The sequence below is a fragment of the Chitinophaga niastensis genome (assembly GCF_003014755.1).
Classification (GTDB): Bacteria; Bacteroidota; Bacteroidia; order Chitinophagales; family Chitinophagaceae; genus Chitinophaga; species Chitinophaga niastensis.
In genome coordinates this window covers 1-14,464 of sequence record NZ_PYAW01000009.1, presented here as the reverse complement: position 1 = coordinate 14,464, position 14,464 = coordinate 1, and the positions used below count along the sequence as shown (strand labels likewise).

At 43.0% G+C, this 14,464-nt stretch carries 11 protein-coding genes and 1 pseudogene; 5 read left to right on the top strand and 7 right to left on the bottom strand.

Annotated elements, in window-relative coordinates:
• Window positions 1–32 precede the first annotated feature (32 nt).
• Both CLV51_RS26400 and CLV51_RS26395 read left to right on the top strand, forming a co-directional pair.
• Window positions 33–2,267, top strand: coding sequence for a beta strand repeat-containing protein (locus CLV51_RS26400; RefSeq protein ID WP_146151389.1), 2,235 nt, complete (start codon window positions 33–35; stop codon window positions 2,265–2,267).
• Window positions 2,267–3,862: a T9SS type A sorting domain-containing protein gene (locus tag CLV51_RS26395; RefSeq protein ID WP_106531115.1), complete on the top strand. Its 1,596-nt coding sequence runs from the start codon at window positions 2,267–2,269 to the stop codon at window positions 3,860–3,862. Before CLV51_RS26400 ends, CLV51_RS26395 begins: the two co-directional genes overlap by 1 nt.
• A 77-nt stretch (window positions 3,863–3,939) precedes the next feature.
• On the opposite strand, the gene CLV51_RS26390 is transcribed toward CLV51_RS26395, so the two are convergent.
• From CLV51_RS26390 to CLV51_RS26365, 6 genes are all read right to left on the bottom strand, one after another.
• Entirely contained in the window at window positions 3,940–4,872 is a 933-nt protein-coding gene (locus CLV51_RS26390) for an alpha/beta hydrolase (protein WP_106531114.1), read from the bottom strand.
• 70 nt (window positions 4,873–4,942) lie between these two features.
• Window positions 4,943–5,389, bottom strand: a complete 447-nt coding sequence (locus tag CLV51_RS26385) for a YybH family protein (protein WP_106531113.1) — start codon at window positions 5,387–5,389, stop codon at window positions 4,943–4,945.
• A gap of 222 nt (window positions 5,390–5,611) precedes the next feature.
• Window positions 5,612–6,394 (bottom strand): alpha/beta fold hydrolase, encoded by a 783-nt coding sequence (locus tag CLV51_RS26380; protein ID WP_106531112.1) that lies wholly within the window; start codon window positions 6,392–6,394, stop codon window positions 5,612–5,614.
• Window positions 6,395–6,467: 73 nt separating this feature from the next.
• Window positions 6,468–7,409 (bottom strand): helix-turn-helix domain-containing protein, encoded by a 942-nt coding sequence (locus CLV51_RS26375; RefSeq protein WP_158267160.1) that lies wholly within the window; start codon window positions 7,407–7,409, stop codon window positions 6,468–6,470.
• Window positions 7,410–7,618: 209 nt separating this feature from the next.
• A complete protein-coding gene (locus CLV51_RS26370; RefSeq protein ID WP_106531110.1) occupies window positions 7,619–9,565 on the bottom strand; it encodes a sigma 54-interacting response regulator in 1,947 nt (648 codons plus the stop codon).
• A 17-nt stretch (window positions 9,566–9,582) separates the two neighbouring features.
• On the bottom strand, window positions 9,583–12,057 hold the full coding sequence (locus tag CLV51_RS26365) for a tetratricopeptide repeat-containing sensor histidine kinase (protein ID WP_106531109.1): 2,475 nt from the start codon (window positions 12,055–12,057) through the stop codon (window positions 9,583–9,585).
• A gap of 529 nt (window positions 12,058–12,586) precedes the next feature.
• On the opposite strand from CLV51_RS26365, the gene CLV51_RS26355 reads away from it, so the two are divergent.
• Entirely contained in the window at window positions 12,587–12,826 is a 240-nt protein-coding gene (locus tag CLV51_RS26355) for a hypothetical protein (RefSeq protein WP_106531108.1), read from the top strand.
• A gap of 74 nt (window positions 12,827–12,900) precedes the next feature.
• Window positions 12,901–13,155 (top strand): annotated as a pseudogene (locus tag CLV51_RS26350) (YegP family protein); the annotation flags it as partial.
• Window positions 13,156–13,241: 86 nt separating this feature from the next.
• Here CLV51_RS26350 and CLV51_RS26345 read toward each other — a convergent pair.
• Window positions 13,242–13,448: a DUF6434 domain-containing protein gene (locus CLV51_RS26345; protein ID WP_106531106.1), complete on the bottom strand. Its 207-nt coding sequence runs from the start codon at window positions 13,446–13,448 to the stop codon at window positions 13,242–13,244.
• Between the two features lie 340 nt (window positions 13,449–13,788).
• Between CLV51_RS26345 and CLV51_RS26340 the strand changes: the two genes are divergently transcribed.
• Complete coding sequence (locus tag CLV51_RS26340) at window positions 13,789–14,238, top strand: SRPBCC family protein (protein WP_106531105.1); 450 nt, start codon at window positions 13,789–13,791, stop codon at window positions 14,236–14,238.
• The last annotated feature ends 226 nt before the right edge of the window (window positions 14,239–14,464 follow it).

Genomic DNA, 14,464 nt, shown 5'->3' with positions numbered 1-14,464 from the left:
CAGCTTCTTTCTTCATCATTTAACTAGCTGCTATGAAACGCATATTTCATCTATTCCTACCAGTACCATTAATGTTGTTATTACCCTTGCTATCAGTTGCACAACAGCTGAAGCTGGGTAACAACCCGTCTACCATCAATAAGGCAGCAGTACTGGAACTGGAAAGTAAAATACAGGGATTACTACTGACCAGGATAACGGATACCACAGTTGCTCCACTAACAACTGCACAGGATGGCACTATCCTCTTTTATAAAGGGGATAACAGCCTCAGAGTGCGTAGTGGCGGGGCCTGGAGGAAAACACTGTTTTCAGTAGATACCACTGATATTGTAAATTTTAGCGTGAAAGTGAGGAGCCTGTTCTCCGGAACAGCGCCTATCACTTACAGCAACGGAGTGATCGGGATTAGCCAGGCATCCGGCACTACAAATGGATATCTGAGTAGCACCGACTGGACTACATTCAACAATAAATTAGCAACAGTAGATACTACCAATATTGCCAATTTTAGCGTGAAAGTGAGAAGCCTGTTCTCCGGAACAGCGCCTATCACTTACAACAATGGTGTGATCGGAATCAGCCAGGCATCCGGCACTACAAACGGGTATTTAAGCAGCACCGACTGGACTACATTCAACAATAAATTAGCAACAGTAGATACTACCAATATTGCCAATTTTAGTGTGAAAATGAGAAGCCTGTTCTCCGGAACAGCGCCTATTACTTACAACAATGGTGTGATCGGAATCAGCCAGGCATCCGGCACTACAAACGGGTATTTAAGCAGCACCGACTGGACTACATTCAACAATAAATTAGCGACAGTAGATACTACCAATATTGCCAATTTTAGTGTGAAAGTGAGAAGCCTGTTCTCCGGAACAGCGCCTATCACTTACAGCAATGGTGTGATCGGAATCAGCCAGGCATCCGGCGCCACAAACGGATACCTGAGCAGTGCTGACTGGACTACATTCAACAATAAATTAGCAACAGTAGATACTACCAATATTGCCAATTTTAGTGTGAAGGTGAGAAGCCTGTTCTCCGGAACAGCGCCTATCACTTACAGCAATGGTGTGATTGGAATCAGTAAGGCATCCGGCGCCACAAACGGATACCTGAGCAGTGCTGACTGGACTACATTCAACAATAAATTATCTACAGTAGATACTACTAATATTGCCAGTTTTAGCGTGAAAGTGAGGAGCCTGTTCTCCGGAACAGCTCCTATCACTTACAGCAACGGTGTGATCGGGATCAGCCAGGCGTCTGGCATCACAAACGGATATCTGAGCAGCACCGACTGGACTACATTCAACAATAAATTATCTACAGTAGATACTACTAATATTGCCAGTTTTAGCGTGAAAGTGAGGAGCCTGTTCTCCGGAACAGCTCCTATCACTTACAGCAACGGTGTGATCGGGATCAGCCAGGCGTCTGGCATCACAAACGGATATCTGAGCAGCACCGACTGGACTACATTCAACAATAAATTATCTACAGTAGATACTACCAACATTGCAAATTTTAGCGTGAAAGTAAGGAGCCTGTTCTCCGGAACAGCTCCTATTACTTACAGCAACGGTGTGATCGGGATCAGTAAGTCATCAGGCATCGCAAACGGATATCTGAGCAGCGCAGACTGGACAACATTCAACAATAAATTATCTACAGTAGATACTACCAACATTGCAAATTTCTACGTAAAAGTACGTTCGTTACTGAATGCAGGTAGCGGTATCGCTTACAATAGTGTTACCGGAACCATTTCATTTTCAGGTTCTGTTGGGGGCTGGTTGCTGGGTGGTAACGGAGTTATAGCCGTACAAAGTATGGGCACTACCACCAATTTTGACCTGCCATTCATTACTAATAACACCGAAAGAATGCGTATCAGCAATACCGGAAATGTTGGCATTGCCAACGCTTCCCCGCAGGCTAAGCTGGACGTAGGCGGCAATTTCAAATTGGGCGCCAGCGGTACCGTTGTGAGTAGTATGATCAAATCGAATTTTTCACTTTCTGATAACAGTAATATCAACAGCCAGTCGGACCTGGTGAAGACAGCTACCGTTACCGGGGCCAATGTGAATGCCTCTGTGATCGTGAATCCCCGGACGGCACTACCACAAGGACTGGCTATAGCCTATACTTTTGTGAGCGCCACCAATACCATTACTATAGACTTTCTCAATGGTGGCGCTGATGACCAAAGACTGGGCAGTGTAACTTTTGATGTAACTATTATTAATCCCTGATGAGAATTTTTATACTTCATATTACTGCATGGCTTTTAATAGGAAGCCGGATTTGCCTCGCGCAAACGGGAGTATATGTCCCGCCGGGGGGTAATATCAGCGTACATAAGCATGATACGGTTGCTATTTTCAGTGATGTAAAAAATGACGGCCGGTTTGGCTCTCTGAAAGGAGGAGTAGTAAATTTTTACGGCAGCAAATGGGAAAACAGTAATGATGCTGCTTTACCTGATGAAAACGATTACAACAACAGTCACCTTAAAAATATGGGTGGCAATTTCCGCTTTCTGCAGGTAAAGGGAATTAATGTGGGGGCACAGCATATATACGGAGGCTACAGCGTCAGTGCCGGTGCTGGCGCCAGCTTCCCAAACCTGAGCATAGGTAATAAGAACGGTATACACCTGGATGACTTAAGCGATCTGAAAGTGCGCCACACATTGAATTTTGAAACAGGGCACCTGTTGCTGAACGGATGGAACGTGGTAGTGGGCGATGGCTACGCAGGTAATATCACCGGTTACTCCGACAAAGGATTTGTGGTAACAGGTACGCAGCCCGGCGGCGGTTTCCTGTACCGTGAGCAAATCAGTGCTGCAGACAGCATGGTGGTACTTCCGATAGGCACTACCACCGACAGTTATTCACCTATGGCGTTAAAGAATAACGGCAATACGCCGAAAGATATGCATGCCAGGGTATTTGACAGCGTTTACCAGTATGCCCTTTCAGGCAGCACCAATGCAACAGACTATGTGCTGAAAACATGGCATATAGGGGGCGCATTGAAAGATGTAACGGTATTGGTGCAACATAAGGGAGAAGATGAAGGCGCTGTTTTTTCTGCCGACAGGGACAGCAGCTATATAACCCGCTATGTTAGTGGCATAGGATGGGACACCCTGCCACCTGCCGGAATGGTTACCCCGGGTACGCTTACCAGTGGGGCACCGTTGCGTAATTCGTATATAAACAACCGTACCTTCAACGACGTGTCAGAAGCTAACACCTACCTGTCGGTAGCTACCTATAAAAAGCCAGGATCGGATGTAGCGCTCTTTTTTGAAGCGTATCGGGAAACGATCCGATGGGTAGGTACACATTGGCGCACCACCAAAGAGCTGAACCTTGACCACTATGAGCTGCAGCGGCGCCGTGAAGTAGAAGACAGCTTTTACACAGTGGCCCACATTGCTCCTCATAGCCTGAACGGCACCAGTATTGGCGCGTTGGACTATAACTACCGGGACGATGACCTATACGACAACTGGACCTACTATCGTCTTAAAATATTTGGACGCGATGGGAAGATCTTTTACAGTGCCATACGGCAGGTCCCCTGGCTTATCAAGGTTACCGTATCGCCCAACCCGAACGACGGCAATTTCAGAATCACGTTATTCGGTATACATCATAAACTGCATATGGTTATGCACGACGTAGCAGGCAGGGAACGGGATAACCGCATCATCAGCGGGGATACCAGCATATCAAAGACAGACCTACCGGCCGGTATCTACATACTTACTTTCTATGATACAGAACAATCTAACCAGGTGGTACAATCCGTAAAAGTGGTAATCGTTCATCAATAAACTGGCAGGCATTGAACAATTTTCTGATTAAATGATTAGTACCAAAATGAGATTGAAAAAAACGCCTGTATGGGGTATCATTTTTGAGATAATAACCAATTCGTCAATTCTATTGTATCTACAATGCTCCAGGAATGCGGATGTCTTTTATTGCCTGGCCTCCTATAACCTTTGTTAGTTGTCGTAATTAAAATGGCTTTACTGTTTCCTAATTTTTGTAGCTCGTTAATCATCGCTGCTTGGTCTGTAACATTCAAATAGGAATAATCATACCCCCTTTGGCCTAACCACCATTGAATATCTGGTTCTGTTATAAACATAATAGGAGTCCTAATTAAAGTCTTAACTGCCCTTTGCGTTGTGTCAGAAAATGAGTAAGGGGAGATATTATAGAAATTTTCTAATGCAGTTTCGGGAGTTCCTTTCATTTCCTTTTCAATTCTACCGATCATATAAGTTACTTCATCATTGACTTGCATGGGTACAGAGAGTCTTACAACCCTTTTAGCAGCGTTGTAAGAACGCTCCCAATCAAGCGGAGGATCAACCGCAAACACCGCTTTGGGTTTTATGGGATAATTTTTTTTAACAGCCAATTCAGCATATTTCACGGCACAACTACCACCGATGGAAAATCCACCAATGTAAAAATCTTTTCCATGCAAGCCATACTTAATACTAATATTTTCGATTTGATTATATAATGATTGTTGTGATGCGCTATCAACTCCAAAATATAAAGGCCCGGTTTTCAATATTGGTAAAATGACTAATACGCCCTGCCTGGCTGCGTACCTGGGAAGCTCTGTCTGTAGTAAAACATCCTGAGGTGAAGCGCCAAAACCATCTAATAAAAACATAAAGGCTTTTATTTGTCTATTTTCAGGTATAACCGCTATATACATATTCGCCGTACTATCCTTTGAGTCTAAGTATACTATTTCCAACTTTTGTCCAAATGAAATTGTCGAAACAAGAACTGTCAGTATAAGAATAGCTGTTGTTTTCATACTACGCTGTTGTTTTTTAAGTTTGCATACAACACTAATCTATATATTATGCACAACAATTCAAATAGTATTATTTTTTTCCCAGTTTAAGTAACCAACCGGCAATGCGTCCGATTTTTTTTACCCTGCAGTTGTGAAAAGATGTAAACTGCCACTCACCCGCTGCATTTTTAACCCATACAGTCGTGTTAATGGACTGGCGGCTTTGTGGAGCCTGTTTCTGCCAGCGAAAGCAGATAGCTCCGGTGGCAATAACAATGGCTGTTGTTTCATTTAAAAAACGCACCTGTTCAATTTGCCCTTCCAGTTTTGCACCTCTGAACATAAAATTGTTCATCAGTTCTTCATGTACCCGTATGTATTCCTCCCTGCCTTTCAGATGCATCCCATTAAAGGTGATATAGTCGCAATCTTCAGCCAGGTAACGGCTTGCGGTTCTGAAATCCAATGTTTCAAAGGACTTACAAATTTCAAGATTGGCTTGTTGTATAGCCTCGATGCTTGCCTGGTTATCCATGGTTTATTTTTTAACCTGGAACAAAGTTAGCTGACTACATCTTCGTCTGATAGCACATTTAGGTGAGCCTCCGGGTGGTACCGGTAAAAGAGGGATTATTGCCGGTAAATCATCTTCCGGATATTTGCAGCAGCATTTATTATTGTAGCGGGATAAATGCCAAAAAGCCCACAGATATTGTATCTGCGGGCTTTTCACTTTTACCCATATCATCTTATATCCCTATTTCACCTTCACTTTTGCCGCTTCTACAATCACCTTTGCAACGGCCTGTGGCTGCGACATAAAGATCACATGGCTTCCCTTTACATCTGTAGCTTTTGTATTGGAGCGCTTGTACATGGCGCGTTGGATTTCCGGCGCAATACTCTTGTCTTCCGTTGCGATACAGGCAAATGCGGGCTTATCCCTCCATGCCGCATGGGTGATCAGCGTGGTGAATCCCTTCGCATAGAAAGCACCCTGTGAGTCATACATGAATTCGGCCAGGTCTTTTGGAATGTCAGCACAGAATCCTGCATGATATTTTGCCTTGTCGTAATACACAATACCTCTTTCATCCGGAGGCAAGACACCGTTTTCAGGTGCTGGTTTTGCTGTTTGGAGCCATTGCAAAGCTGATTCCCCGTTGTCCGGCTGGAAGGCCGCTACATAAACAAGTGCTGCCACTTTGGGATGGTTACCTGCCTCCGTAATGACTGCTCCTCCCCAGGAGTGTCCCACCAGTATAGTTGGCCCGTCCTGATTGTCTAATACAACTTTGGTAGCAGCTACGTCATCTTCCAATGAGGTCAGCGGATTTTGCACCACGGAAACGTGAAACCCTTTTTTGGTAAGGGTTTCATAAAGCGCCTTCCAGCCGGAGCCGTCTGCAAATGCGCCATGTACCAATACAACGTTTTTGATTTGCTGCGCCTGGGCACTAACGGCTCCCAGAAGGACTGCGCAGAATGCCAAAGCAAATGCAAGGCAGTTTCTTTTCGCGTTTTTGAATGAACTTTTCATAGTGTTGATGTTTTAATGAACTAACAAGACAAAACTACTCCAGGCCCCCGGCCCGGAGAATGGTGATACTTCCTCAATTGATGTCTTTATTGCTTGTTCTGTCAGCACATCCCTCCGGTTTTCCAAATCCGAATTTTAAATGGCATTTATAGTCTGAAAAAGTTTCACCCGTTACCCGTTTGAATAACTTGCTAAATGCGGATACATCTTCGTACCCCAACTCATACGCTATTTCTTTTAAACACGCACCTGATGCCTGAGCCATTCGTTTGGCCTCCAGCACGATTCTTTGATTGATATGATATGAAGTTGGATAACCCGACTCCATTTTTATGACACTGGATAAGTGTTTGGCGGTGACACACAATTTCCCTGCATAATAGTCCACTGTCTTAGCGATCATAAATGCATCTTCCAATAAAGCAAAAAAACCTTTGATTAATATTCCCTTTCTATTCATCGAAACGAGTACCAGCTCATTTTTCAGTTGAGATTTCAGGTAGAGTAATAAAAGCGAGATGTATCTGTGCACGATCTCCATACGATATTTTTCTTTTGATCCTGCTTCCTTTAATATTCGCGTAACTACCCAGTTCATTTCTTCGGCCGATTCTGCATCCAGGCGAAGACATGGCTGTGTGGTCGCAAACAATCCTTCATATACCACCGTAACACTTTCAAAAACCCTGGTGAGATTTTGCGGGTTAATGCCTAACAAATAACCGACGGTGCCTTCCCCGATATCGAATTGTTGAAAACAATCTGAAAATCCTGTATAGACGGTCTTGTCCTGCAGGTCTATTACTTCTCCCCTGTGCAGGCACTTGCCACTCCCTTTTACTATAAAAAGTATCGACAGTCTTTTCCTGATTGGGCATGAATAAGAGGAACCCGTTTGGGGGGCGGAGATTTGTTCCAATAATTTTATCGTGACTATCTCATCAAGGTTTGCCTGATCTACTGTATGGCGTTCGCGTAGCGTAAACTGTTTGGGACGATAAGGCGGGTATTTCATGGTGGCTATCATTTAGTTTGGTTATGATAGCCATTTTGCTATTAATATGCCGGATTGAATGGACGACAACACACCGATGATAAGCTATTATAAATTGTTGGTCATCAAACATCTCCTGGTTATTTCGTCCACGTTGGTCAGGTGGAGGTAACAATAAAAACTACGAAATTTCGGATATTGTGGCGACTAAACTCCGACGTTTCGGAGTTTTACTGGAAGTCTTCTTTGCGAATCCCTAATCGAATCAGTTTGGATTCCAGGGTGGTGGGTTTAATATCGAGCTTTTCTGCAGCACCCTCAGTACCCCTGATCTTCCCTTTTGATTCACGAAGGGCAGCCTCGATCAGTTCCCTTTCATACTGTTCCTGCCGCTGTTTTATTTCATCTATAGTACTGAATTTCCGGGATGGAGAAAAGGCGTCAACAGGTGTTCTCTTGCTGGTCAGCGGTTGTACCAGGGTCATTGCCTTATTTGGTCCCGAAATGATGAGCGCTCTTTCAATCACATTTTCTAACTCCCGTACATTACCGGGCCAGTCATATTGCTCCAATGCCTCCATCATTTCGGCAGCTACTCCGTAATAGTCCCTGCCCATTACCCTGGCGATTTGCCTGCCGAGATGGTCAACCAGCAAAGGAATATCTTCCTTTCGGTCCCTTAACGCCGGCAACTGGATAGGAAAAACATTTAAGCGAAAATATAAGTCAAGACGGAACCGGTGTTCTGCCACTGCATTCACCAGGTCGCGGTTAGTTGCAGCAATGATCCTGACGTCGGCTTCAATCATTTTATGGCTACCCACCCTTTGCACCTTTTTTTCCTGGAGTACACGTAATAACTTGGCCTGCACATCCATGTCCATTTCTCCGATTTCATCAAGAAATATGGTGCCACCAGACGCCGCTTCGAATTTTCCCATCCTGCTGGTCAATGCCCCGGTAAATGCACCTTTTTCATACCCGAACAATTCCGATTCGATCAACGTGTAAGGGAGGGCTGCACAATTGATCTTAATAAAAGGTTGCCGATTGCGTGGTGACAGCTGGTGAATTGCTTCAGCAAAAAGTTCTTTACCTGTTCCGCTCTCCCCGGTAATCAATACAGAAGTATTCAGCGGCGCCACCTGCGCCACCATGTCAAGGCAATGTGAGATGGATTTGCTCTTTCCAATAAATTTTTTGACAATCGGACCAGTCATATTGCCGGAGTCTGTTCCTACACGGGTAGAAAATATTTTCTTTTCCTGACTCCCCTCCATCATTAATTTTCCCATTAATTCCTGTATCTCTTCCACAACAGACACATGCCGGTCATCGAATCTATTTGCTTCTTTGTTAAAAATATACACCCTGCAATGCGGCGATGCCGGCAAGTCAATATATCCCCGGATAACAGATTGAAAATTATAACAACGATGCAATAAATCAGCGAGCGGGTCTTCTTCCAAAAAATGGATATACGCGTCTTCATTAAACTGTTGCATGGGCTGTGCCGCTGGAGTATTCGATAACAGCAAATCAACTTCACTTATGCTTTTTGAAGCAATGTTGCCCAGGCCTGTTTTGTTTATTTCCTGATACTCATTGAATCCGCTCCGGTATAAGGCGCGAAATTGATGGCCTTCGTGATGGGTTGAGCATGCAAAACATAAAAAATCGAAAGGGACAACCACTTGTAGCGATTCGGCAAATCGGGATAATATCGTAGCCCGATCGTTCTGTTCATTTACCAGCAAGGCCAGCTCACGACGAAGACGATCTTTCCGGAATAAAAAGGATTCAAGACTATGCTCATGCCGGTAACAGGCAATATCAAGGGTTACCAGCAAATCTTTTGGTCTAATCGGTTTAACCAGGAAGCCATAGGGTTCTGTTGCCTTTGCCATTTGCAGGGTCGTTTGATCCGAATTAGCAGATAAGTAAACAAAGGCAATATGCCTTTTCTTAAGCTGCCTGGCCAGGTCTATCCCACTCAAAGTTCCTTGTAGCTGTATATCGAGTAATACTAAATCAGGAATACCTTTCGCTATTTCCTCCATTGCCGCATTTACGGAAACGGCAATGCCCATCGTTTCATAACCAGCCGCTTCGAGCATGATCTCCAGATCGTTGGCTACCACAAATTCGTCCTCAACAATAAGAATTTTTTTTTTCATTTTTCATCAGTTGCTGTCTATACGACGGTGTCATTGAGCACACTTTTTCCAATTTGTGCAGGCGAAAATCTGATCAAAATTTCAACCCCTCTTCCACTGCTGATATCGTAGGTTCCTCCTATCTGAGTGGTGAGTCCTTTTAATAAGCTCATGCCCAGTGATTTTTTGGGGGTTGCCATATTGTTCCCCGATAACCCTATTCCATCATCTGCGATAATAAGCTCCATTAAAGGAGAAACAGGTTTTAAAGAAACCAGGATATGGCCAGCCTGGCCGTCCGGAAAAGCATATTTCAATGAATTGGTAATGGCTTCGTTTAATATCAAACCGAGGGGTACTGCTTTGGAAACGTCTAACACCAGTGGCTGCAGATCGAGAACGAACCGTACATTCGCACCCTCAAAACTGTCTTTTAAATAGTTCACCAGATCCGTAATATAGGTTTGCATATCGATTGTGGACTCGTCTTTTTCGTATAGCCTTTGATGAATAAGCGACATCGCGTGCATCCGTCGCTGACTCTCTCTGATAGCAGCAACAGCATCCTGGTTTGATAGATAGGCAGACTGGCTGTTCAACAGGCTAATCACCATCTGAAGATTGTTCTTAACGCGATGATGAACTTCTTTCACCAGCCATTCTTTTTCCATCAATAGTTTGTCCTTATCACTGATCAGTGCCTGTAACGAAATATTTTTTTGTCTGATCTCTTCCTGTTGTAATGCCAACTTTTCGGATGCGCGTTTTTTTGTTCTATACCTGCTATACACCAGTAGTGACATTAACCCTAACACCAAAGCACCCGAAATAATAACATTGCGTACCATACTGGCCCGCTTTAAATCCGACTCCTGTATCCTGTTGCTTTGTTTCAGCAACGTAATATCTTTCTGTCTGATCACCAGTTCCTGTTGCTGCTTTTCACTGGCAGCATTTTGCAATTGCGTTTGTTTGGTCAATAGCTCAACCTGTTGCTTTTCGGTTATAAAATCTTTTTGTTTCAATTGCAGTGCCTGACGGTTTAACGCAAGCTCCTGATCACTTTTATCAGAAAGCGCCTTTTGAAGTGCTGCCTGTTGAACCAGTATTTGTATGTTTTTTTCCTTCAGTATGATTTCTTTGTCTTTTTTCTCCGTTTCAAACTCAACATGTAATTGATTTAATTGTTTGGCAGTATTTTCATTAAAGACAGCATCCTTTCCTTTTGTGTATAATTGAAAATAACGCAAAGCCGGGGCCAGGTCCCCGCAAGCTGAATCGATTCTAAATTTATAAAAATATGCCTGCGTGCTTTGATCCGGCAACTTAAACTTTTCGGCGATAAGCCGATGTTGTTCTACAAAACGACTTGCTCTTTCATATTGCCCGCTCGCAATAAGAAAGCGATTGAGCTCAGTGTAAATAGCGATTTGATCATACTCATCCGGCTTCATGCTATCGGAATATTTTATTAGTTGTTCCGCATATCGCCCGGCACTGCTTAAATCATTTAACTCCGTGTAGCAACGTACAAACCGGGTTAGCATCTGAATTTTTGCATTGACTGGCAGTCCTTGTCCATATGTTTTCTCAAGAATTTTCAGATTTTCTAATGCTTCTTTGGGCTTGTTTTGACGGATCAAAATATTGGCTAAGTTAGAGCGGAACTGTACAGTGAGCATTGGATCCTGGGCATGGCTTCCTGTGCCAATCGCTTTGTGCAGGTACTGGCCGGATTCTTCCAGTTTTCCCATTTTCATATAAATAATTGCGGTATAATTATATATTTCGGCCATGTGCGAGCTGGTATCACCATATTGTTCCCCTATTTTAATGGCCAGTAATTCATTCTTCAATGCCTCCACCGATTCCCGCCTTTGTATCTGGACTGCGCCAAGTAGACCGTACTGCCACTGTATCCGGTCGATTCCAAGTTCTTTTGACAAGCGAATGCTTTCTTTCAGCATATCCTCAGCAGCTGGTAACTGGGCCTGCATCATTTTGACTTCACTATAGTCGGGAAGGACTGCTGCAATACCCTGCTTATCACCATTTGCCTTTAATAGAGCCAGCGCTTTTTCGTAACAGGCCGCCCGTAGAGAGAGGTCCAGGTCTACTGCGCCCCGAAGGCTATACGTCCTGATGAGATCATCGGTAGAATGAATTTGTTCGAAAATGGCTTCTGCTTTTTTAAGAAAAGGCACTGCTTCTTCAAACTTGTCTAAGCGCTTCAGGCATCCTGCCATCAGCAAAGCGCTTTCCCCCTCTCCTTTCAGATAGCCAATCCGCTGCGATAATGAGTCTGCCTTTTGTGCGTATTCCATAGCTTTAGGGAAATCTCCGCCAGGTTCCAATTGTGCCTTCCCCTGGCGAAGAAGCTGCATCACAACAGCGGTATCCTTTCCTGCATCGTTTGAAACAGGTACTTGTTGCTGCAGATGAGTAGTCCGCGCGAATACTATCAGGGTTGATTGGGTAAGCAGTAGTAAAAGCAAAAAAATTCTTTTATTCATGCAACAGCCATTAATACTTATATTTTTACCAGATACACCAGAACAGGACAATGGGTTTATCAATATAGGCAGAAACGCTTTAAGTTGCAAATTTAAACACCACCTTCCTGAATTTGTTAATGCTTAAAGCGTTGCGGCTTCCTCTATCACGCCCGCTACCAACAAGGGCTGCGACATATAGATCACATGGCTTCCTTTTACTTCTGTAGTTTGATTGAATTTGCCATTTTGATTGAGTTGATAGGTTAATAAAATCAATATGACAAAATTCGATCAGCGAAGCGGTATGTCAGATGGCTAATCTTCGGGAAAACATGTGTCTTTTTCCTTTTTTGAGGTTAACGTAATAAGCAACTTTTCACTACCCTTATACAAAATCTCCATTTTTGAACATTTTTTCTCCATTTTTGAACACTTTAAATCGTGGCTATTCTTCAACTTTGGGTTGTTAACATTGTACTGTAGATGTATGAGCAGGTACCGGCCATGTCATCCCCAGTGATTTCATCACTTTTAAAAACCCAAAAAAATGGCACATTCAACAGACAACGTGATTTTGCAGGGAGCACATGGCACCTTTGCGAAGCAACTTGTATTTCGTCAACGTTTCGGGCAGTCTATTCTCTGTAAACGGCCTAAGAAATCGAACCTCTCTCCTACAGATGCGCAGCTGTCAGTAAGAGCGCGATTCCTGGCTGCTTCAGTTTATGCAAAGTCGGTGAGGGCTAACCCTGAATTACTGGTCCTTCTTGTGAAAGGATTGCAATAAAACACTTCCAAACCTTCCGTTCATAGTAACCGTATCCACAAAAGGCATTAACGTGCCCTGATCATAATGGTCAAACCATTCTATCAAGTGAAATGTATACGTCCAAAACAGCTTGTAACAACGGAATTGATTCCGTTAAAACAAATGCTCCTAATGATAGTCGTTACGAAAAACTAACAGCTAAAAACGGCCAGTATTATTTCAATTTAAAGGCTACGAATGGCCAGGTGATTGGCACAAGTGAAATGTATGAAGCTACATCGGGTAGAGATAATGGAATCGAATCTGTCAAAAAAAATGCCCCAGTGGCAAGTATTATAGAAGAATAAAGAAAATCGGCAAGACTGGTATATCAGTCTTCCCGATTTTAACATTTTTTAATTAGCATTTTATTTTCTCCGACAATAATAAAAAGCTAAATTTTATTTTCAAACTCCTTTATTGCATCTCCTAATGTTTTGCCAACATTAACCTTCACCCAAGCCATAAATTCCCGATTCATTTTAAAATTAGCGCCAAAATGAGATTGGAAAAAGCGCCTAACGTTTTGGGTGTTTTTATAACTTGCTGTAATTATGGTGTTATCCTTTAATGGTTCAGAATGCCAATCGAATTTATTCATACATGAAGCTAAGAAAATTTTGTCAACGTTGTATAAGCATCTGGTAAGGCACATATTGTTCCTACGCACTTTACAGGAAGCATACAGTAATACTATTTGCCACGTATAGCAGCATATTCAATAAATACCGCCAGGTAAAGTTTTAACCCCTTCTCTTACATTTCCTTTTTGTAATTTTATGATACATGTTTATACTGACACCTCAGTAATAGGAGGCTGTTCCCTGAAGGAGAAAGCGATGAGCTAGTTGGCATTAAGGCATCACCAGGGAAAATCTACAAAGCTTTAACACAGGCCGGGAATCTAAACTATGCACAATTAATCACTAAACTAAATCAAAATGGAAAAGAACGATTTTACCAGCAGTATCTCTGCAAAAATTAGCGCGGGCGAAGCGGTCAAAAGGATCAGCAATGTGCCTGAGTGGTGGGGAATAACCTTTAGCGGAAGTGCCGAAAAACAAAATGATAAGTTTATAGTAAAGATGGGAGGTGATTCATTCTTTAACTTTACCGTAGCAGAATTAATTCCCGGTAAGAGAATTGTTTGGTTAATTACGGATTGTAACATGCCCTGGTATTCGGATAAAAAGGAATGGGCTAATACAAAATTAATTTTTGATCTCGCTGAGAATAATGGCGTAACGGAGCTGAAATTTACGCATGAAGGCCTTACGCCGGACGTTGAGTGCTACAAGGACTGTGCACCAGGCTGGACCCATTGGATCAAAACAAGTTTATTTTCCTATTTTACTACAGGGAAAGGCGTTTTTCGACCTCCTAGCCGGTGAAACAAGGCCGAATGAGTGGGCACTACGGGTGCTGAATATAAACTCTTACCGGTTATGACAACGCTAATAGATTGCGTACCGTTCCTTTAATTTTGAATCATCGATCATGATTACCCCTGATTGAAGAATGATACTGCAATTGATTTTAATAAGTATAAACCCGTGACCGTTGCGTATAAATACTGTTTTTTTGAATTGTTTATACTTTGTATTGCATCGCTTTTAT

Excerpts from the sequence above, each read along its gene's own strand:
- CLV51_RS26400 (WP_146151389.1), top strand. The coding sequence starts at position 33 with ATGAAACGCATATTTCATCTATTCCTACCAGTACCATTAATGTTGTTA.
- CLV51_RS26395 (WP_106531115.1), top strand. The coding sequence starts at position 2,267 with ATGAGAATTTTTATACTTCATATTACTGCATGGCTTTTAATAGGAAGC.
- CLV51_RS26390 (WP_106531114.1), bottom strand. The coding sequence starts at position 4,872 with ATGAAAACAACAGCTATTCTTATACTGACAGTTCTTGTTTCGACAATT.
- CLV51_RS26385 (WP_106531113.1), bottom strand. The coding sequence starts at position 5,389 with ATGGATAACCAGGCAAGCATCGAGGCTATACAACAAGCCAATCTTGAA.
- CLV51_RS26380 (WP_106531112.1), bottom strand. The coding sequence starts at position 6,394 with ATGAAAAGTTCATTCAAAAACGCGAAAAGAAACTGCCTTGCATTTGCT.
- CLV51_RS26375 (WP_158267160.1), bottom strand. The coding sequence starts at position 7,409 with ATGAAATACCCGCCTTATCGTCCCAAACAGTTTACGCTACGCGAACGC.
- CLV51_RS26370 (WP_106531110.1), bottom strand. The coding sequence starts at position 9,565 with ATGAAAAAAAAAATTCTTATTGTTGAGGACGAATTTGTGGTAGCCAAC.
- CLV51_RS26365 (WP_106531109.1), bottom strand. The coding sequence starts at position 12,057 with ATGAATAAAAGAATTTTTTTGCTTTTACTACTGCTTACCCAATCAACC.
- CLV51_RS26355 (WP_106531108.1), top strand. The coding sequence starts at position 12,587 with ATGGCACATTCAACAGACAACGTGATTTTGCAGGGAGCACATGGCACC.
- CLV51_RS26345 (WP_106531106.1), bottom strand. The coding sequence starts at position 13,448 with ATGAATAAATTCGATTGGCATTCTGAACCATTAAAGGATAACACCATA.
- CLV51_RS26340 (WP_106531105.1), top strand. The coding sequence starts at position 13,789 with ATGGAAAAGAACGATTTTACCAGCAGTATCTCTGCAAAAATTAGCGCG.